Genomic DNA, 22,244 nt, shown 5'->3' with positions numbered 1-22,244 from the left:
AGAGAATCGTTTAGTTAAACGGGAAGATTTTCTTCGTTCGTTTCGTCAAATTACCATTACGGTCATACTCAAATACAATTTGGTCCCCTGTAAATAAAACTACTTTAAGCAGTTGATTGCCATAACCGTATTCATAGCTGTTATCACTTCGCATGATCATTTCCGCTGCTTTAATTTCACCTTGGACTGGTTTCCCATCCTTTTCGCCTAACTTCAGATAATAGTTCTGTCCACCCTCGAGTTCCCACTCCAGCACGGTATACTGTTCCCCATACACCTGCTCCTGTTCGACTGAAGCAGCTATTCGACTGCTTAGTTCCTTATCTGTATATAACTCAAGCCAAGGCTCAATGGAAAAATCTTTTGACTCTTTAATCGCTATTCGATACTTACCAGTACCGTAAGGATTAAAGCGATAGTACACGCTTCCTTGTTGCTTATCAGGCAGCGCTGTTTCCAAACCTTCATACAACGTCAGAAACTCGACTTCTGGTTCTTTGACCGTAAAATGACGGTAAGGAGCTACAAATTTTAGCGATTGGGACGACTGATTATGCACCTGAATATTAGACTTTCCAGGTATGTGTTGTGACCCTACCGCATTCTTACCTTCCCTTACAACCACTTGGTTCTGATCCCGTATAACGTAATCATAGGCTAATGCTTCTACATGAGATGTAAAGAGCACTGATGAATAAGTTGATGAGTTCGAGAACAACATCGTGGTATTTGGCTCCAAACTCCGTTTGATGAGCGCTGGCTCCTGACTAGGACTAGCTGTCACGGGAACGTTATATTGAATGGTTACCGGTTCTGGAGATATTACAGTTACAACAAGCGTTCCACCCGCTGGAATTTCCCATGTATCAAGACTTGAGCCTACCACTAAATACTGATATTTATTGTTTGCTTCGTAGACTACGAAATCCACAATAGAATCGGTTACTCCAACTCGGTTAACCTGTGCAGGTTGTGCACTCGGATTCGTAAATACTGCGCTCTGTCCTTGATTGATTGTAATTTCCGTTTCTGGTGAAGGCACTTGATCATCTTGTCCACGGAAAACACGGTAAATGCCACCATACGTGATGGGTTGATCTGAGACATTGGTAACAACAACTTTTCTGCCACCCAGGACAAGAGGTTCGATTGCTGTGGCTGATCTACTGCTCGATACTGTTTCATCTACGTTGTAAATCGTGTAATCATACACTCGCCCTGCACTGCTGGAAGCATCGTTTCGTAGCCTCTTCGAATCAGAGCTTATGTTGGTATAAGCATAGCTCTCACCTTTGTTCAAAGTCACACGTAGATAAGCTGGTTCCTGGCTATCCACTACGGAGAAGTCATCCGTATATTCAAATAACACAGGTGTACTTCCACCTACAGTAACGATGGCTTCACCACCAGAAGGAATGGTAGCGAGACTTACATTGCTATTGAATTTGTCGCTATGTGCTCTGCCGTCTGCCTTATACACGACAATATCAAATATTGCACCTATTTTTTTGGCATTACTGCGGATCGGGTTGCTAAGTGAACCCCCATTATGGAATTTGACTGACTGGCCTGGTGACACAGTAATTTTACTGAGCGCTTCATTCGGTCGGTCTTCTACATCAAAAATCGTATAAATTGCACCTATGGTTACTGGCTGAGCAGATACACCCGTAACTACAGCTTTATTTCCATAAAAGACAACAGGACTAACTGCCGTTGCTTTTCTTGTGCTCCGCTCAGTACCATCCGGGTAATAGGTTACGTAATCAAATATCCGCCCTTGGCTGATGGACGCATCACTGTCGAGATACTCTCGGTCGGTACTGTTATTCCAAAATGTCACACTTTCTCCCTGATTCAGTGTTACCCGATGATAGGCGGGTTCCATGCTTTCTTCAACGGAGAAATCATCCGTGTAACTAAACTCAATCGGAACTTGACCAGCTACTGTCACGACTGCATAACCTTGAGAACGAATGGTCGGATTCGTAGTTTTGTTAAAGCCATCTGAATGAACAACATCTTCTGCTGTATACAGGACATAATCAAAAACAGCTCCATTGGAACTGCTTGCATTGTTTTTTATCGGATTAGCCAAGGAACCGTTATTCCGAAAAATCACGGATTCACCGGGATAAACGGTAATTCGAGTAATGGCGTCACCACCGGCTTTCTGAACATCAAATGTTCGATACGGCACACCGTATGTTACCGGTGTTGCTGTTACCAAGGTCACTATAGCGGTTCTCCCAGCAGCTACCGTAGGCTTAGTGGATGTATTCGTACCAGTGGAACTTTCCGTGCCATCTGGAAGATAAACGACATAATCATGCTTATCTCTGGTGGAACCATCACTTTGAAGTGCATCGGACTTAGCGCTAATATTGGTGAATTGGTAGCTTTCGCCTTGGCTAAGTGTCACTCGAGTATACGCTGGCTCATCGGTCCACTCACCACTATAAACTTCGTAGGGAAATCCAACACTAACAGGCTGTGAGCCAGCACCAGTAATAATGATTTCGTTCCCTGCTGCAAGTGAAGGTTTCCCCGTCGTTTGGAAATTTGAAGTTACTAGACTACCATCTTCTTTATAAGAAGCGTAGTCTATCCTCCTATCCTGAGCTGTGGAAGTATCGGCACTTAAGACTCTTGACTGTGTGCCATTATTGAAATAGCGATAACTCTCTCCATTGGATAAAGTAACTCTATTCATGGCCGGGTTGGCTGAGACGCTATATGAAAATTCTGAACGGACTGTCACTGTAAACGGGTTTTGCCCCGTTGAGGTAATTACAGCTGTATAACCTGAACCTACTGACAAATTGTTAATAGAGTTCATATTTTCGCCCATAATACTCCCATCCGGTCTATAAACAACATAATCGTAAGCACTGCTTCTTGAGGTCGCCGCATCAGTACTTAACGATCTTGTAGCACTTCCGTTATTCGTAAACGTATAGGAGTCTCCTGGGCTCATGATCAAAATATCCTCAGCCGCCAGAGCCATAGATTGAGGAGTGTAAATATCTTCTTCGTATGTACCATCAGTTACCTCTGATGCACCTTCTGGTTCCTCAATAATTTCATTTACGTCCTCTGGTTCTTCGTAAATTCCTTCTATATCTTCAAACTCATCATTATCTTCGTCCACACCTTCTGGTCCTTCTTGGATGTCCTGATCTGTAATATCCAAATTATCCTCGTCTGCCAAAGCTGGATCCTCAGTAAAGACATCGACGTTCTCGATGTCATCCTCCATTGTAACGATCTCATCAGATTGATCAGATAGAGCATAACCGGTTGTCGGATATATGGTGCCAATCAACAATACAGCCATCATTAAAACAATAAAACCCTTTTTTAAACTCATGAAATCAAATTCCTCCTTTTGTAACATTCATCCATTGAATCCCTAAAAAGATATTCAAATGGATTGTGAATAATTAATATCGGCATTATCCTAATTTTAGGTAATAGTAAGATAGTCCTTATTTTCTGGGATTATTCTCCTTTTCGAATTCGGATAACAAGAATTCATCATACATACAGACATAAAAAATATTCAGACTATGAGGGTATCTGATAAGCCCTATTTAAGAAGTAAGCCGGCCTTTACACTCTGAAAAAAAATAAAAACACCTCAAGAAATGTAATTTCTTGAAGTGTTCCTATCAATTAATCTCTATGCTTTAACTTTAAATGAATCGTATTACTAGTATTGTTAATCTATACCCTTTACAGATACCCTAACTTATTCAATACACGCTTCAACATCACCGCAGCTTGCGCACGGGTCGCATTGCCTTGGGGTTCAAATGTTCTCGATGTCATCCCTTGAATGATTCCCTCTTGCACCGCTTTGGCGACAGAATCCTTGGATTGGATTTTCTTGTTGTCATTGAACTTCGATAAAATGGACGTTGATGAAGAGTTCAGCACCGTTTGCTTACCTCCATAATTCAATGCACGAACCATCATGATGGCCATCTGTTCACGAGTAATTGGACGGTCTGGCTTAAACGTACCATCGGTATTACCTGTAATGATTCCTGCCTCAGCAGCGGCACCAATATAAGCACTCGTGACACTCCCACTACGAACATCAGGGAAACGACTTGCAGCAGTTGGTTCTCCGTTTAATCCTAGTCCTCTAGCAATTAACTCAGCGAACTCTGCACGTGACATGTTCTCATTTGGACGGTAGTATGAACCATTCGGTGCACTAATGATCCATTTAGCCGAAAGTTCCTTAATGACCTCACTTGCCCAGTGTGAAGCTGTATCCCGATAACTAACGATATGATTTACAGGGACTATCGTCTGATTGCCATTCAGTTGCCCTGAGATGACTAGTCCATCAGCAGTGTTTTTAAAAGAACTAGGCACATTAGATAAAATTAAAGTAATTGGATCGATATACGTAAACCCTGATGTAGCTGTAGGCGTATTAGTAGGTAATTTCATAGACAAATTGCTTCTAGTATCCAATTCCATACGTTGATTATTATTACTATTAAAAGCAAACATGAACACATCCGTGTTATTACTTAGTTTCTGTGCTCCTGCGTTTATAAGCATTCCATCCATTGTTCCTGACGCTAGTACCGGTACTGTCTCTAGCTGTACATAGAAAAATGGTCCCCTCGATCCTGTTGTTGTACTTGTATTAATCGGCGTAATTGCAGTAGATGCACCAATCGTTCCCACGCTCCGGCTCATCGCCGCCAGATCTAGATTAGCTAGTGGCACCGTCCAGAGACGATCACCATATTTTACACCAATCGTGCCTGTACGATAGTTTGAAGCCAACTGGGTCAATGCATTTAATGGGAACCCAACAAACGCAGAGGCTTCGCTATCTGGAATCTCGAATACCACTGGCTGATTAAGTTTCCCAGCAGTTGAAGCATACTCAAAGGCCTGGATCAATTTCGCTGCATCCACATTGAATTGACGAGTCGAACGGTTATTACGTGACATCGTAGACTCGGCGGCTGAGGCAGAGTTATTGTTCATCACAAGTAGAGGCTGACCATAGTTTGATGCATCTACTTCAGCCAACCAAGCAGGACGGTTTCCCGTCTGATTACTACTACCATTATTATTGGTTGTCTGCTGCAATGTAAGTGGCCCAAATGCCGGTAAAGTTACACTGGACATATCACGAATGGGTACAGCGCCAGGGACATAACTCACCGTTCCTGTCTGCGACGTTGTGGTAGCTCCTACCCCAACAGTTGACGTATCCAATTTCAATGTCACCACCGAGTTGGAAGCAGAAGCAGACAATACAGTTGCATTTGAATTATTCAATGCAACACTGAACTGAGCAACCGTTAATGCCGTCTGAGACTGGATGGCATCCCGGAAATTAATCTGAACCGTGTCTCCTTGGATCGTAGCTGACAGGATTTTGCCGTTACCGTAGGTATACGTTACTGGCGTTAGATTCAGATATCCTGCAGGATTATTATTCAGATCCGTCAAGCGTAACGCACCAGGAACATATGATAATGAAATATTTTGTGTATCCTTCACAGCTGAGGCAAGTGTTAACGTAATCAGATCGTCTTCAATTTCAGAATCATTCACGAAGACCGGCTTGCCGTCGACTAGAACAGAGTACTGGCTATTCGCTGGTTTATTTGTCGTTTTCAGTGGCTCATTGTAGCGAACCCACAATTTGTTACCACTGACCTCTGCACTCTTGAACTCAGGTGGTTTGGTATCAATTGCGTTACGAACATAGAAACCACTGAATCCTGCAAGTGTTTGTCCACGTGTATCTTTTACAGGCCAGGAGCCTGGTGTATACGCCACACGAACTACTTCGCCATCCGTAATGGAGCGACTGAGGTTCAAAGTCACGACAGAACTATTATTGATTGAAATGCTATTAATCCCAACACTCGACTGATCCGCCGTTACACTGAATTGTCTCGCTGCATCACTCGAAGTAATATAGACTGTCTCAGGATAATAGAGCGTAAGTGTGTTGTAGTACACGTTGCCTTCTCGTGGCTTGGACATGACGGAATCTAACCCATTTTCTACATCTCGTGCGCCAAATGCAGCCGCAGCATTAAAAGACTGATCGGTCACGCGATTACTTGTCGTACTAGGAGCATAAGCAATCCGTACAACCTGTCCTACGGCCACACCCGTGTCCAGTACAACGTATACGCTATCACCTGAAATATAAGTAGAGCTAACATTCCGATTCTCACCATTAACGGTAACCGTATAACTGTTGCTCAGCGGGCTAATGCTACTAAGCCATTTGTCATACGTTAAACGAATGGTTGAATTGTCATGCATTTTAGTTGTCTTAATGACAGGAGGTTTGGTATCTGGGCTGAGCGTCCGGAATGTCCATGATGTTGCTCCATTCAAACCAGCGAATATATTACCCGTTGAATCCTGCAAGGCTCCTCCTGCAATATCTACTGAATAGCTAGTGTTACTAGTAAGACTTGTACTTGGCGTAATCCGCAATTGTCTTTTATTCGAGCTTACAAATGATGGGGTAGTGGCTACTACAGAACCATTTGCATTCTTTAAAGTAATTCCTCCAATTAGATTCTGATCTAAGTCCTTGTTAAAGGTTACAAGCAAATCTCCGGTTAAGGGAGCACCACTGGCTCCATTAGCAGGAAACAGAGTAGTTACTGTCAATGCAGTAGGATCAGATTGAAACGCTGTAAAGCTCCATTCCCCTTGTGCAATGGCTGATACGTCATTACCTTGTCTAACATCCCGTAGTGCACCTTCTGGAACAACAACTGAGTATGTACCCTTATTCTCGAAATTATTGGATGGTGTAATTATGATAGAACTACCATTAATACGAACTCGATTGGTATCTTTGACATTGAACCTTTCAAATACGTTATTTCCTAGCATAATCTGAATTTCACCTGCGCCCGCCTTAATTGCTTCACTGTAGGTAAGTTGAATATTGGAAGCGAGAGGAACGGAACTGGCGCCTTTCAAAGGGGAAAATGCTGTTGGTTTGGCTGTACCTATGCCTTTTGTTTTAAACCTCCATAGCCCCGATGAAGGAGAACCTAATCCTTGATTATTGGCTACAGTAACAAAAGCACCTTCATCATACATTACATAATATGTACCACCAGGCAATTCTTTGTGTTTAATCGTTACCTGAGTCCCAGTTCCCGAACTACTGGCAGGTATCGCTGGATCAGTAGAAGGATCTCCAATTAGAATACTTTCACTATTAACGACGACTACCTCTTCTGGTACACCATCTTGATAACGATCAATGTACAGCTTTAAGTCGGAATTCCCCTTTCGAACCGCTTCTTTGAAGTTAATGACTAAAGGTTCCTTACCATCTACGTCCACAGCGTTCACTGCTGGAACGGTTGATTCAAATAATATCTCTTCCCAACGTGGATCATCTTCTGCTGCATATGCCTTATTGTTACTACTTAAGAACCCTAAACTGCCTTGAACAGTCAACAATAAAACAAGTAGAAAAATGATACCCTTACGAGCCAATCTTGTAGTGCTCACCGTCTTATTCCTCCTCATCCGAATCAAATTGACCTACATCTTCATTATACAGACCTTATTCTGTATATCGGGTTTAACAGAGATTTCTTTTAGCAATATGGAAAATAAAGAAAGAAAACAAAAAGGATTAGAGCACTCTCTAAACAAAAAGAGCCCTAATCCTTTTTAGAGGACTAAGGTTCTTTCATTAGCTAATTAATACTACTTACAGACCCGCTTGAGATTTCAGAAGATCTGCTTTGTCCACTTGCTCCCAAGGTACATCCAAGTCTGTACGGCCAAAGTGACCGTAAGCAGCGGTTTGTTTGTAGATTGGGCGACGCAGATCCAGCATACGGATGATGCCAGCCGGACGAAGATCGAAGTTGTTACGTACAAGCTCAACCAATTTCTCTTCGCTGACTTTGCCTGTTCCGTATGTATCTACGTTGATCGATACCGGATTGGCTACACCAATCGCGTAAGCGAGCTGGATTTCTACTTTGTCTGCAAGACCTGCTGCTACGAGGTTTTTCGCCACGTAACGAGCTGCATATGCAGCAGAACGGTCTACTTTTGTCGGATCTTTACCAGAGAACGCACCGCCGCCGTGACGTGCATAACCGCCGTAGGTATCTACGATGATTTTACGTCCAGTCAGACCTGCATCTCCCTGTGGTCCGCCAATAACGAAACGTCCTGTTGGGTTGATGAAATATTTAGTCTGCTCATCCAGCAATTCAGCTGGTACAACAGGCAAGATGACATGTTCTTTGATATCCTTTTGGATCTGCTCAAGCGTCGTTTCTTCCGCATGCTGAGTAGATACAACGATCGTGTCCACACGTACTGGCTTGTCGCCGTCGTATTCGATCGTTACTTGAGTTTTACCATCTGGACGAAGGTATTCCAATGTACCGTCTTTACGCACTTCTGCCAGACGGCGTGCGATACGGTGGGATAGTGCGATTGGCAAAGGCATGAGCTCAGGTGTTTCATTCGTAGCAAAACCGAACATCAGACCTTGGTCGCCAGCACCAATATTTTCTGTTTCGCGCGCAACTTGCTCTGGATCACGATGCTCAAGAGCTGCGTTTACGCCCTGTGCGATATCAGCAGACTGCTCGTTCAGAGAAGTCAGTACGGCACAAGTGTTATAATCAAAACCGAACTTCGCACGTGTGTATCCGATATCCTTAATCGTATTACGAACGATGGACGGAATGTCCACGTATTCAGAAGCTGAACTGATCTCACCGATGACAAGCACAAGACCTGTAGCTACGGAAACTTCGCACGCCACACGAGCGTTAGGATCGTTCGCAAGGAACGCGTCCAACACGGCGTCCGAAATCTGATCGCAAATTTTATCCGGATGTCCTTCAGTTACAGACTCCGATGTGAATAGATGCCGGCCTTTAATAGACATTGAAGTTTCAACCTCCCATAACGAGTAGTATGGCGATTGCCCGAACAAAACATTTACGGTGGTTCGTTCACTGTACCCTCGAAGCTTTCCAGTCGGAATAAAGGACCCGGAGTCCTAAGTTACGAAGATAAGGATTTTTCAGGTAATTGCCCCAATAAAAAATCAACCTTCTCCTACCATGGAAAAGGTTGCATACCTCAACTGCCATCTTATCGTATTTGTCAAGTAGTGTCAAACCACTCAATATGAAAGAATATCTATAATAAGTGCTGCTCTGCCTTGCGAATCAGCCTTTTGGTGATCTCTCCACCGACCGATCCGTTCTCACGGGATGTCAGATGTCCCCAGCCTTTGTATTGACCATATGAATGATTGATCTCGCCCAGCTCAGAACCAAATTCAGTATCTGCACCAGCAAGACTACCTTTACCACCATACCCCACATTCAGACCAAACTCCGCTGCAATCTCATACTTCATCTGATCCAGCATTTGCCGACTTTCCGGTACCACTTTACGGTTGCTTCTAGCCATCGTTCCTGCACCTCCGGTTATTGGTTGTTTACAGGTTTAGATTGATCCAGAAGCAGGCTGGCTAGCCGTATAAATGTTTGTTAGAACTGGTTAATCTGCGCAATCGTTTATACATAATCATGAATAATTCCTATTACTTATGCACACTCTATTTCAGAGTATATCCGCCGCGTACCATTACAGTCAGGCTGTATTTGTTACCGTCAAGAACTGCAATACCGCGCCCATCCTTTGGAAAAGAAAGAAGATGATTAGTCGGTGCTTCTTGACCATTCGTGAGGTCTACCCCGTCCGTCAGATCGGCTACACCATTCGTACCCTCGCTGACGATCACAGCTTTACCGCTACGTACAATGAACTCCGCGCCGGTTGCACCGATAAGCTGTTGACCCGGCTTCACCATAACAATCTCCAGTGATTCCGAAGCACCGGATACTAATGGAGGAAGCGTTGTGTCCCCACCTGTGCTACCTGTAGAAGGTGGAGTCGAACCTGTACCTGTGTCAGTATTTCCTGTTCCAGCACTGCTGTTACTACCCGTATTGGTATTTCCACCTGTCGTAATTTTACCGCCCAAGGCTTGTTGAATCTGCTGATCTACATAACTTTTGGTCACAACGGGATCATCTGCTGTTCCCGGTTGAATTGTCCCTGCACCAGTTGCCGTATTGCTGTATACCGACCCAACCCACACGCCAATACCAATCGCCAGCGCCGCCAGGGATACTTTCATATAAGGTTTCATCTGTCTATGTTCCTCCTCTGGTAATCTATCTAATATTTACTATAGAGAAAAAAGCTCGATGCGACAAGCAAAACCTCGTCTCCATTACACTAGAGACGAGGTTTTGGATGCCTACCTGGCAAATTGATAACTAAAATCTCTTAATACAAGTAATTTGAATTTGTTTTATTACCTTATTCAACCCCACCCTCAGGGATCACAGGTGTTTCAGGTTCTTCTTTCGGTAGCTTGGATACATCATACCCATAAGCTTGATCCGCAATTAAAAGACGTTGTCCTTGGAATTGGTCATACAAAGCTAGTCGATATGAGCCACCTCTTAATTTTTCGAAGAAGCTATCCTCTACACTCCAACTTAATGTCTGATTGCTCCCTACTTTCACATCTGTTCCTGGAGTCAGTTCTTTCTCGAATACTTTTCCATTCTGAGCAGTAAAGGTAAGAATCCATTTGTGTTCGTACTCAGCCATCTCGATCTCTTCACTGCGATCTAGTGTGTAATTCATGTCGACTTGTACAGAATTACTGCCCACCAGATAAGCACGTACGCTGTTTGCATTTAATGCATATGGATAAAGATCAATATTAGTAAAGTTACCTTGAACGCTTATCGTAGTAGGCGGTACCTCGAATGCCATTGCATTCACATAAGCAGTAGCTTCTCCATCACCAGTAACAAACTTGCTATCCGCAATACCTTCACCTACAAGCAGACGCAAATCTGAGAATGTAACCGACTTCGGAAGTTTAGCCGAGAACGTCACAATTGACTTCTGACCTGGCCCAGGAGAACGTTCGGATTGCTTAGACGTTGCTTTGTAATATTGACCGTCTGACGTTTTAAAGTAACCTACTAATTTGCCAATTCCATTCTGACGGAGTGATTTATTGGTCATCTCAAACTCAGTATATACAGTATCTGAAGATGTTCCAGGATAACGGATTGTTCTACGTACACTCATTTCAGTCTCTTTATCCGTAGCTCCAGTTGTGTAAGTCTTGCCAGCTCCAACGTATGATACAGGTTGAATCAATCCAGATGTGTTAAGAGTAATCCACTCATTCGTTTCTTCTTCACTTACCTTCTCAATCAAACTTACCTCTAGACGTCCCATACGCAGTTCTGAAGGTATCTTCGTCAAAAGATAAGCTTCTGTACTCATACCCGCTCCAAGGAGTTTTCCACTTTGAGTGTAGATCAGTTTCTTGTCTCCATCAATCTGAGCCGAATCAATCGTAAACATCGCTTCAAGCTCTGGAAGCTGTACTGTTTTAGTGCCTGCATTTCGAATTGTAACTTTAGCCGCCACAATATCACTATCTAGCCATGGTAAGCGTTGTAATGAACCCAAGGATACACCAAATGTTCCTTTATTGTTCTTAATCACGGTCTCCGTAGTTAAACCATCGCCACTTGACACAGATTCTGGAATAGCATAGATTCCAACAGGGTAAGAAAATACAATCGGATTAGACGGACTCGCATTTTCAGTATTCTCATTCTTATCTACAGGACTCATTACATATAACTTAATCTGACTTGCATCACCAATTCCTTGAATCGTCGTATTCAATTTAATCGTCTTGATATCTCCTGGATTCAATTTCAACGATTCTAATGCTTTCGTATCAATAGGATAAATGGTACCATCCTCAGTACGAATTTCGAAGGTATACGTAGGCACTTTAATAGCCTTCTTACCTTCGTTTTTCAATACAAATTGCATATTCAAATCATAATCGCTGTCATTCACACGTATTTTCGCAGATTCAAGCAACGTTGACAGTCTTTGACCTTCAACAGAGATAATGTTAGGTTCATTCTCTGTAGTTTCTACGTTTGAGGTGCTTGCTTCTGGTAGTTGAAGTGCTGCTACAGGCAGTGCTGTCTTCTCTTCACCCTGTTCTTCTACCAGCAGTAGTTCTGATCTTGATAACTTTACTGAGGTAGGCAAGGATGCCATCAAACTAAGGGTCTTGTTCGCTTGAGCTTGAATACTAATACTTGCGCTATCTTTATCTGGAGTTAAAGGATAATTGGTTCCACTTGGAGTGCGCAAAATCCACTTAATATTTGGGTTTTCAAGTAATTTATAACTGATATTATTGAGGTTAACACCGACTTTGACATATTGATTCTTGTTTTCCCCAGGGAAAATTTTGATACCTGATACCTTCACTTTTACAGATGAGTCACTCAGACGAACTGTTTTTGTTTTACCTACAGGTGTCGTAATGCTATAGGATGCAGGAACATTAAATTTCCCGAGTGTACTTTCATAGTTAGGTTTACTGAAATCCCACTTTACGATCAGGAAGTTCAGATCACTCAGCTTTACTTCGCGTCCAACCTTCATTGTATAGGTTAGATCCACACTTGATCCAGCAGCGACGGTTTTCTTTTCTTGATCCTTAGCAATTAATTTCGGGGAGAAGCTTGTCCCACCTTTTGTTTTCACTTTACTCCAGTAATCGAGCATCATTAATGGTTTGCTATCATTATTCTTATATGTCAGTGTGTACGTAACCACATTACCATCATCTTGAGAGAGAATGTTTACGTCAGTTAATCGAACTGAACTACGTGCAGTTACCTTCACAGGGGACAAGTTCCCTAAAGTATGTACTACCTTGTTCTCTGATGCTGGTTTACTAGATGTAGTATTGGAACTATTGGTAGTTGTTTTATCATTATTATTACCCGCATTCGCTGCGGCAGTAATTCCAGCAGTTGAACTCAAAACCAAGGCACTCGCCAAAAGACCCACTAAAACTTTCCTTTGCTCCACTTCCAAACCTCCCATAAGTTGCTTGTTGTTTTATAGTATAAACGTTTGAGAGAGTGAGAAAGTTACGATGTTGTTTGTTTTAGAAAATAACAGGATGAATAATTTGTTTAATAATACTGCCATTCCAAAAATGGTAATCTTTTAAAGGTTATACCATATTCAAGATATACTGATTATGGTTAAATTTATTCATTAAAAAGACCCTGTAGAGATTACTCTCTACAGGGTCTTTACTAATTCGACAATCCTACTCATTAGAGTAACATCGTCTCATACTTTAATTAGTTTTTAGTGATTGAAGTGATTCCAGTACCGTCAGCTACTACATCGAATGTAACTGTAGCAGTAGTACCTGTAGCTTTAGTAAGTGTAGCAGTTAATGTTGTAGTACCTGCTGCAGCGTAAACACCAGTATTAGAAATTACAGTTGCATCACCTGAAGTCCAAGCGATAGCAACTCCATCAGCAGCTGTTGCAGGAAGCGTACCTAGATTGGCACCACCAGCAGCGATTGTAGGTTCAACAAGTGCAGTTGCAGCAGCATTGATTGCAGCTGTAGCAAGTGTAGCTTCAGCAGTAGCAACAGCAGTGTTTTTAGTAGTAACTTGAGTTGTCAAAGCGTTTGTATCTGCTGTTGGAGCACCTGCAGTTACAGCTTCTGCGATCTTACCAGTAGCAACTACACCTGCAGCTTTAGCAAGAGTAACTTCATTGCTAGTAGTCACAGGCAATGCAACATAATCAGCAACTGCATCTTTAGCAGCTTTCAAAGCAGTATCTGCAGCAACATTTGTAGCTTTAGAAACTGTTACTGTTGTTACAGCGCCAGCAGGAATTGCAGGAGTGACTGGAGTTACTCCAGGAGCACTTGCAGCAATTGCAGCAACACGTACATTGTAAGTACCAGCAGCCAGACCATCAATCTCAGTCGCATTCGCTGCTACACTAGTGTAAGATGTTGCACTTGAAAGTTTGTATTCATAGCGTTTCGCAGCATCAAGACCTTTGATTACACCATCATCGTTAGAAGCATAAGATGAGTTTACTGTAGTCAAAGTTGGTGCAGCAGTACCTGTTACAGTACCATTAGTTTCTTTACCAGTGAAAGCAGCAACTTCGTTTTTCACATTAGTATCATCTGTAAGATACTTAGATCCTGTGAAATTCACTGTGTATTTAGTAGTAGTAGTTCTGCTTGCTGCATCAAGAAGATTGATAGTAACATAAGCATTACCATTGGTGAAACTTACTTTAAAGTCATTACCCGCAACTAATTTTTCACCATCATTGTAGCGAATAACTTCGAAATCTTTAGCAAGCAAGTCTACGTTTGCAGCATTATCCAATTTAAGATTCTCAGAGAAGTCTACTTGGATACTTTCTCCAGTAACTTTAAAGTTTTGGTATCCACCAGACACATTAGCTTTAACAACTGGAGCTACTTTGTCAAGTACAGTAGTAGTTTGTTCTGCAACTGTAGCATAAGTGCCAGCCAATGTACCAAGTCTGTTAACATCAACTTTCACACTCACATCACTTGCAGAAGTACCAATATCATTCTCAAGAACCAATTTAACAACGGAAGTTCCATCAAGTACAACTTCTTTAATAGCAACTGCATTACCTTCAGCATTAATTACAGTAAATGCATTTTTAGGAGCAGAAGTTACGCTAGAAGACAATTTAACTTGAATTGTGTTTTTTGCTGTCAGAGCTGCACTATAACCAGCATAGTCTGTATCATAGGTTGCCAATCCAACAGTAATATCAGCAGTTGTAGGAATTACATTCAAACCACTGTTATCAACGAATTGTTTCAGCAAGTTGCCCGCTGTATCTTTCACACCAAGAACATACAAGTTTTGTACATTTCTTTGTGTAGTAGAGTTACCAGCTGCGAATACAACAGGTTGGTTTTTGTAAGTTTCAACGAATTTGATAGAAACAGCTTTGCTGTCGTTCAGTACAGTAATATCAGCCAATTCAGGAGTCAATGTAACTCTGTCTCCGTTGATTTGAACGTGATAGTTAGAGTAGTCAGCAAGTGTTGCTGGATCCATTTTCTTGTCGAAGCCAACAATTACAGTACGGTTGCTCACACTAACCAATTTCGAATCCAATTTAGGAGTCGTTACATCAGCCAAGTTCACTTTACCGCTGTAATCAAGCATTGTGTTACCAAGTCTTGTGTTATCTTTGATGTTTTTGATTGTTACTGTGTTATCACCTGTGGACAAAGCAGTATACAATTCAATTGTAACAACGTTGTTATCATTTCCGCTTCTTGTAGCAGCTTTAACAGCAACAACTTTTCCGTCTTTGTCAGTCACACTGTAATTTTTAGTATCAGTAACAGACTCATTAAGAAGAGCTTTAGAGAAAGTCACTTGAACGTGTTTTGAATCAATTGCTTCTGCTTTTCTTACTTCAGGACGAGTTTGGTCAATTTCAGCGTTAACTGTAACTGAAGTGTCCTTAGCAATTTGGTTTCCAGAGTAATCTTTTACTCCTTCAACATAGATCAATACAGCACCTGTTGGCAGAGCGTTTGCTTTGTCAAAAGTGAATTTGTATTTGTTGTCAGCCAATGCTTTTGGAGTTCCAGTAGCTTTGATTTTGTCAGTACCGGATTTCCAGTATACGTTGTCTGAATCAAGAGTTTCTGGATCAACTTCTTCAGAGAATGTAAGTGTTACACTTTCCAAAGTTGCTGTTGCTGCAGTAATTGTTGGAGCTTCTTTATCTTCAACAACTGTGATGTCATGTGAAGAAGTCAGGGATACAAACCCAGCATAGTCTTTAACGCCAACTACAGTCAGTTTGTGATCTCCAACAGTAAGAGCTGAAGTGCTGTAAGGTGTCAACACAACTGTTCTCAATGTAGGTTGAGTGATTTTGCCGAAGTATGCTTTGCCATCAAGTTCAAAGTTACCTTGTGCTGGCAATTGTACCGGCTCACTGAATACTACTTTAACGGATTTAGTACCCAAAGATTTAACTGATTCAACTTCAGGAAGTTCATTGTCCGCGATTGAGAATTCAACATCTTTTGCGCTTACTACAACATTACCAGCTTTAACGTTGGAGACATTCAAGAAATCAACTTTATTGTTGTTCAGAGTGCCTTGCAACTCTACTGTAACTGTTTTCTTGTCATCAGACAATGTAGCAGTTTTGATTGCTTTACCTGATTTCAAAGAGTAGTTAGAAATGTCTGTAGCAGTATCTTCATCAACAGTACCATCGAAGTTAACAGTTACTTCTTTCAGGTTAGCTGCAGATACTTTTTCTACTTTAGTAGCAGTAGTTACTACATAAGTAACTTTCTCAGTGAACTCTTTATCTTTGTAAGTGAATTTCACTTCAGTTTCTTTGTTAGCTTCAAGAGCTTTATCCAAAGTTACTTTTACAGTTTCGCCGTCGCTGATTTTGAACTCAACTACTTTACCAGCTTCAGATACTGTGTAAGAAGATACTTTCAGGTTTTGAGCTTCGTCAATTACGTAAGCTGCGCCTACAAGCAATTCACGGGAAGCGTTACCTGCGAAGTTAGCGTTAGCATCCAAGAATCCAGCGTTGATTGCTGCTTGAACGTAACCTTTAGCCCATTCAGGAGCGCTGTTGTTTGTTTCAGCTGGGATTTCAAGATCAAGTGCACGAGTAAGGATTGTAGCCATCTCGGACACAGTCACTTTGCCGTTGAAGTCGAAGATTTTCTTCTCAACGTTTTTACCTTCCATGATACCTGCAGCAGTTACTGCTTCAATGTAAGGTACAGCCCAGTTCTTAGCTGTGTAGTTTTTGTCTGTGTAAGACAATTGACCAGTAATTTCTTTCAGGCCGAGCAATTTAGTGATGACTTTAGCGAACTCAGCGCGAGTCATGTCTTTTTCAAGACCTGCTGTACCATCTGGATAACCATTGAAGATACCTTTTGCTTTCAATGCATCAAACTTCTGTTGTGGTGAAACTGCTGTATCACCGAATGCTACAGATGCAAACATTGAGAATGCCATTGCTGTAGACAAAGCGACGGATAAAATTTTCTTCATAACCTTTTTTTCTCCTCCTTGGGTGTTCATAACATTGGAATTTTCTTTAATAGGGTTGCTCGTATTTCTCATTCTATTGTGGCACCCCCTTTCCAGAGTTCTGAGCAAGTTAATATAAATGATGTCTGTGAGCTATCACAGAAACTTGTAAACTAGTTCGCAAAGCAGAATCATACGAAAATAGAGTAGTTTCCTAATCCTACCTACGTATTATACAATGGGTCTTGCGAGTCGTAAAGCAATTTTTTCTAATAAATAGACAAGATTCTTCACGAGGTCATTCTTGGTAAGTTCCCCAATGTTTTTGACTCTACATCTTAAACGCAGTAGATTCTGAAAAGTTGCGGATTCCACAAAAAAAGTTTTGAATTTATTTATGTACTGTTACCATGCGGGTCTTCTTAGAATTCAAAACCTCCGCAAACCATTGATACATCAGCGTTTCCAACTCTTAGGATTTGTTTCCACTCGAATGCCAACGTTTAAATATACCCTCCATTTTTATCCTTGAACCGACATTTTTCTCAAATTCGAAAATAAAAAAAGCATCCTCGTAAGGATGCTTTTGCGTATTCTTGGCTATATTGGTTAGCGAATTTTCATCGCAAGTTCAATAATTTGGGCACGCATTTGTGGATCACTATTCAATCTCAGATACATATCATCGATCGGAAGTCTGTTCTCACGATATGTTTTCTCATGCTTCATTGTTGTATGAGACCATTCAATTAGTTCATTCTCAGCCAAGACCAAATTATTGTATGCATCATGGAATCCAGTAGACTGTACAAGTCCTTCCATGACTTCCTGAGAGATCTCTTGTGTCTTACGTGTATCTTCCAACTTTTTCTCCAGAATGACTGCCTGCTTCTCGAACTGTGTCTTTGCCTTCATGTAGCCCAACTGAGCTTTTGAATAAATCGGTTTCATTAGCTAACTTCACCCTCTAGATCATTGTGTATTTACCGTTATTGTATCTTAAACTCTAGCAAATTACAAAATTAGTTATTGGTAAAAAATCTGTTTCTTCTATTATAAAAGTGTTCTTTACAGATTAATGAACAATCATAAAAAGACCTGCCCCTTTAGTGTAAGGGACAGGTCCTTCCTAAATGCATTGATATCTTGAATGAATTAACTCAAGTTTTTAGGGAATAACTTCGTGCTTTTCTTGAGTAATTCTACTGCAATTTTAGCAGCCTCTGCACGTGTCAGATTACCCTTTGGATTGAACTGGAATTGCTGCTTAGTAGAACCCGTTACTGTTACAGGACTACCCTCCATAATTTTAGCCTTGGTTACAGCTTGTACAGCTGGACGAGCATAGTACTCAATAGAACCGGAATCCTGGAACGACTTAGCAAGAGCAGATGACAGTTTGCTATCATTTGTCGCAAGCTTACTACTCATCGCTCTCGCAATCATGACAGCCGCCTGCTCGCGCGTAATTCGATCCTCCACCCCAAAGTATCCATCGCTTAATCCTGTTACAATACCCGCACGAGCTGCTGTCTCAATGGCAGCAAAGCTCCAAGAGTTCTTCTCTGCTCTTTTTGATACATCAATAAACGTCTGTTTATTTTCGTCATAATTCAGTGGGATGTTCAGACCTTTGACCAACAAAGTGGCAAATTCTCCACGTGTGGTTTGATCATCTGCACCGAACTCAGCTGTACGTAGAGCTTTCATGATGCCTTTGGAATACAAAGCATTCAGCATATTACGAGCCCAAGGATGGTTGGTCACATCTTGGAAACTTCTACTTTGCTTCATGACTTTATAATAACCAAATTCATCAAAAGGTACAGTAATCGTGTGTGCTTTAGTGTCCACAACGCCACCAATTGGTATCCATTGTTTCTGGTCGGTTACATCTGTATAGCGGAATACTGTAATCGTCGAACCAACTTCATCAACAATACTTGGATCATATTTCAGCGTCAGACTCCCCCTCTGTGATGGAGTGAGAATTCTTGAAGTTGGATATTCAGGATAATAACCATAAATTGAGTATGGTGGTATTCCATCTGTATAAGGTAGATTATTTAGCTCACCAAGACCACCATTAATCCAATATACATCTGAGATCAACGTAAAGTTTCCTGTATTATTGGTTGAACTAAATGCACTAATCAAATCTTCGCGCAGAGCAATAGCACTCTCTCCACGAACGGTTCTCATGTCACGGTCAATATTCATTACATTTCCGTAGTCATTCTTACGCTCTAGTACACCGTTTAGTGGATCAGCAATACCAAATAGAATTTTATTATCAGGGTAGAACTTGGTTCCTCCATCCACTTTCGCTTTAAGAATTGTTCCCTTAGGGAAAGATAACGTTAATTCTTTATTAAAAACTGTGTATTTGTTAGCTACTTTAGGAGCCATAAACTGACTATCTACGGTTACTGCGCCTGTGTAGAATACATTGATGGTTTCATTGATTGTACTACCATCTCGTTCAATCGAAATTTTGATCTTATTATCTTTATCTGGTTTCAAGCCAACGTAATCATAGATATATCGATTGTTCATATCTGTACGTTTTGTTGCCACATTCTTGTCAATTAATACTCGGGATGCACCCTCCGCTTCGATATCGAATCGGATATAGTTTTTGTTGACAACAATTTTATCCCCAACTGTCGGCTGTGGAGCGACAATACGGAATGAAGATGGTTCACGTACAATTTCGAGCCTTTGTGTTGTTCTTGCACCAGTGCTGTTGATTAACTCAAGTGTATATACCTGAGTTCCTGGTGAATCAAATTTCAGGTTTTTGATCCGAGCTATGAATTGTTTCTCCGTTCCCGCAAAATCATACTTCTTCGATTGCGGTGCTGGACCATCTTTATCTAAATCAAGTGTCACTGTGCTCGTCTGATCATGACGGAAAATCAACTCAGATCCGAAATAAACATTCGCAATCTGTGCGCCTCCACCTCGGAACACGAGATCATAGGTGTCCTCACTTGTTACGTATTTATTCTCTTTGAACGCAAAATCAGTTGTTACTGCAAAGATGTTATTCATCTCTTCAGTAGTATAGCTTGTTATTTCCTTCTCATAAAATGGTGCACGTGCATTAGAAGATTTGGGTACTGCCGTAGGCATAAATGAATCAATAGTAGATACATTTTCGTCAATGATATACACCGTAATTGTTCTCGTAATAATTACTGGCGCACCCTTTTCATCCTCATCTGTAGCCGTAATACGAATGATATTCTGACCATAGCCTAGAGGGCCGTCTTTTGTAATCCCTAGATCGAATTTAAAGTTATTACCACCTGAAGATGGGAACCCTGTCGTCGGTTTCTCAACCTTACCATTTACCTGTAATTCTGATTTGAAACCTTCTAGAGGCCCCTTTGCAATATCTACATTGCGGAAATCAAGGTATTTACCAATCACTTCTAATTTGGCAGAGTTATTGCCTGAATTGAATGTGAATGTTTGTCCGTCTTGAAGGTTTTCAATATAGATCGAGCTGCTTGATGCAAAACTTACCCATCCTACGAAAGGCAATTCAGGTGCTTTGGTTGCATCTCCGTAAAAGAAACTAATCTTCTGTTGCCCACCTGACATTTTGTTAACCTTATAGATTTGTTGAGTATCTTTGAGACCTGCATCACTAGAGTCCACCGTATCTATATCAAGGACTGATGTCAATGAAGGCAGATACTTACCATTGATGTCTACACCCTTGATTGTTTGAGTTGACTCAACCAAAATGTAAAAAGTATTATCCGAGACTTTCGTATAATCGGTTTTGTTCAAAAGAACTTTTGAATCAACCGGCCCACTTGTGTAACCAGGTAGATAGTAAATATTCGTGATGTCTTTACTATCTGGTGAATACGTGAATTCACCTGTGTAGCCCGTATTGAATGATCCATATTTTGCAACAACTTTGATCGGTTGGTTCTTGTTAACTGTGCCACCTGTAGCTGCAAGAGTATATTCACCAACACCCTCGAAGGTTATCATACGGTACTGATAGTCAACCCCGTTAGCCCCAGTAATAAGAATTTCTTTAGTAGCGTCAACTTGAACAGGATAGGTTACATCATTCACTTCAATACCTGTCGCACCATCAAATGGAGTTGTAGAGTAAGGCACGATGATTTGACCCGACAGTTTGGCCGTTGTTCCTGGTGTTGAGAAGTTAGCTTTGTTATTCAGAACAGACTTCTTCTCTCCACCGGCTCCAGCGACTTCACCAATGGTAATTTGTAGGTCTGCAAATGACTGGTTTTTGTCAAAGTAATATAACGTTCTTTCGACAGTCATTGAACTTGACGGACCAACAATGTCAAACACAACTTTGTTTTTACCACTCGCAAGTGTTAATGGTGGAGTAAAGAACTTCTGACTAATCTCACTGTTTTGTGTAGGAAAAGCGTCCACTTTTGCCCCACCATTAATAGAAAGGGAAACCTTTGTTGCATTTTGAAGTGTTAAACCAAAAGTAACATCTTTCGTATCTACTACTGTCTCAGACACACCATTCAGGTTGAATTCTTGTCCATTCCCTGTGGTGAAATCTGTAGTTACAGTTAATTTTTCAATTAACGGAGTTTCCTCATATAAAATATAAAATGTGTTAGACCGTTCAACATTATTTAGCCCACTTCCAGTTAGAGTAACCCGGTTAAACCCTGGATATAGATCTAATGTAGCTGTAAACTTAGGAGCTGCTTGAGAACCCGCATCAGCTAGGATACTCCCTGTTCTCGTTCTTCCTGCATCCACTGTCCATTTAGTGTTGTTACTAGATAAAGTTAGCTGTTCTACAGAAGCTTTTAAGTTATCTGTGCTAACTCCCGAGAATGTACCCGTAACCGTAATTTTTGAATCTTTAGTTACATAGGCTTTATCTCTGGTAAGGAACGTCTTGCCCGTAATCGTAGAATCAATTGAAAGATCAGATGTCTCTCGCAAGGTTTTCAAATCCGGTATGAAATAAGAGGCTGTACTCGGCCCAGTTGAAGCAGGATCATCCGCTGCGGAAGCAACGAATCCACCGAACAGTCCTTGTGGGAACAATGAGAACACCATAGCGACCAACATGACCCATACCAATGGTCGTTTTTTCTGTTGCATTAAGTATCATCTCTCCTTCTTTTAAGTCAGTTAGAGTTATATATCGGACAGAAGGTTCCAATTATTTAGTAAAAA

At 41.3% G+C, this 22,244-nt stretch carries 9 protein-coding genes; all 9 read right to left on the bottom strand.

Annotated elements, in window-relative coordinates:
* Positions 1-10: 10 nt before the first annotated feature.
* The 9 genes from M3636_RS18125 to M3636_RS18085 all read right to left on the bottom strand — a co-directional run bounded on the left by M3636_RS18125 (position 11) and on the right by M3636_RS18085 (position 22,169).
* A complete protein-coding gene (locus M3636_RS18125; RefSeq protein WP_251383456.1) occupies positions 11-3,370 on the bottom strand; it encodes an RHS repeat domain-containing protein in 3,360 nt (1,119 codons plus the stop codon).
* Positions 3,371-3,735: 365 nt separating this feature from the next.
* Complete coding sequence (locus M3636_RS18120) at positions 3,736-7,536, bottom strand: Ig-like domain-containing protein (RefSeq protein ID WP_251383454.1); 3,801 nt, start codon at positions 7,534-7,536, stop codon at positions 3,736-3,738.
* Positions 7,537-7,741: 205 nt separating this feature from the next.
* Positions 7,742-8,944 carry a methionine adenosyltransferase gene (gene metK / locus M3636_RS18115; protein WP_128103769.1) on the bottom strand — a complete coding sequence of 401 codons (1,203 nt, stop codon included), beginning with the start codon at positions 8,942-8,944 and terminating at the stop codon, positions 7,742-7,744.
* A 257-nt stretch (positions 8,945-9,201) separates the two neighbouring features.
* Complete coding sequence (locus tag M3636_RS18110; RefSeq protein ID WP_251383453.1) at positions 9,202-9,477, bottom strand: alpha/beta-type small acid-soluble spore protein; 276 nt, start codon at positions 9,475-9,477, stop codon at positions 9,202-9,204.
* Between the two features lie 148 nt (positions 9,478-9,625).
* Positions 9,626-10,222: a hypothetical protein gene (locus tag M3636_RS18105; RefSeq protein ID WP_251383452.1), complete on the bottom strand. Its 597-nt coding sequence runs from the start codon at positions 10,220-10,222 to the stop codon at positions 9,626-9,628.
* 173 nt (positions 10,223-10,395) lie between these two features.
* Positions 10,396-13,011 (bottom strand): hypothetical protein, encoded by a 2,616-nt coding sequence (locus M3636_RS18100; protein ID WP_251383451.1) that lies wholly within the window; start codon positions 13,009-13,011, stop codon positions 10,396-10,398.
* 281 nt (positions 13,012-13,292) lie between these two features.
* Positions 13,293-17,135: an S-layer homology domain-containing protein gene (locus tag M3636_RS18095; protein ID WP_251383449.1), complete on the bottom strand. Its 3,843-nt coding sequence runs from the start codon at positions 17,133-17,135 to the stop codon at positions 13,293-13,295.
* A gap of 516 nt (positions 17,136-17,651) precedes the next feature.
* The gene (locus tag M3636_RS18090) at positions 17,652-17,993 is read right to left on the bottom strand and encodes a hypothetical protein (protein ID WP_128103774.1); all 342 of its coding nucleotides are present in this window, start codon (positions 17,991-17,993) and stop codon (positions 17,652-17,654) included.
* Positions 17,994-18,197: 204 nt separating this feature from the next.
* Entirely contained in the window at positions 18,198-22,169 is a 3,972-nt protein-coding gene (locus M3636_RS18085; RefSeq protein ID WP_251383448.1) for an S-layer homology domain-containing protein, read from the bottom strand.
* Between the last annotated feature and the right edge of the window lie 75 nt (positions 22,170-22,244).

It is taken from the genome of Paenibacillus sp. MER 99-2, from assembly GCF_023714095.1.
GTDB lineage: Bacteria > Bacillota > Bacilli > Paenibacillales > Paenibacillaceae > Paenibacillus.
The sequence above is the reverse complement of the archived record's forward strand: the minus strand, read 5'-3'. Positions and strand labels throughout refer to the sequence as shown.

Coding starts and splice junctions, on each gene's coding strand:
- M3636_RS18125 (WP_251383456.1), bottom strand. CDS start 3,370: ATGAGTTTAAAAAAGGGTTTTATTGTTTTAATGATGGCTGTATTGTTG.
- M3636_RS18105 (WP_251383452.1), bottom strand. CDS start 10,222: ATGAAACCTTATATGAAAGTATCCCTGGCGGCGCTGGCGATTGGTATT.
- M3636_RS18090 (WP_128103774.1), bottom strand. CDS start 17,993: ATGAAACCGATTTATTCAAAAGCTCAGTTGGGCTACATGAAGGCAAAG.
- M3636_RS18095 (WP_251383449.1), bottom strand. CDS start 17,135: ATGAGAAATACGAGCAACCCTATTAAAGAAAATTCCAATGTTATGAAC.
- M3636_RS18085 (WP_251383448.1), bottom strand. CDS start 22,169: ATGCAACAGAAAAAACGACCATTGGTATGGGTCATGTTGGTCGCTATG.
- metK (WP_128103769.1), bottom strand. CDS start 8,944: ATGTCTATTAAAGGCCGGCATCTATTCACATCGGAGTCTGTAACTGAA.
- M3636_RS18110 (WP_251383453.1), bottom strand. CDS start 9,477: ATGGCTAGAAGCAACCGTAAAGTGGTACCGGAAAGTCGGCAAATGCTG.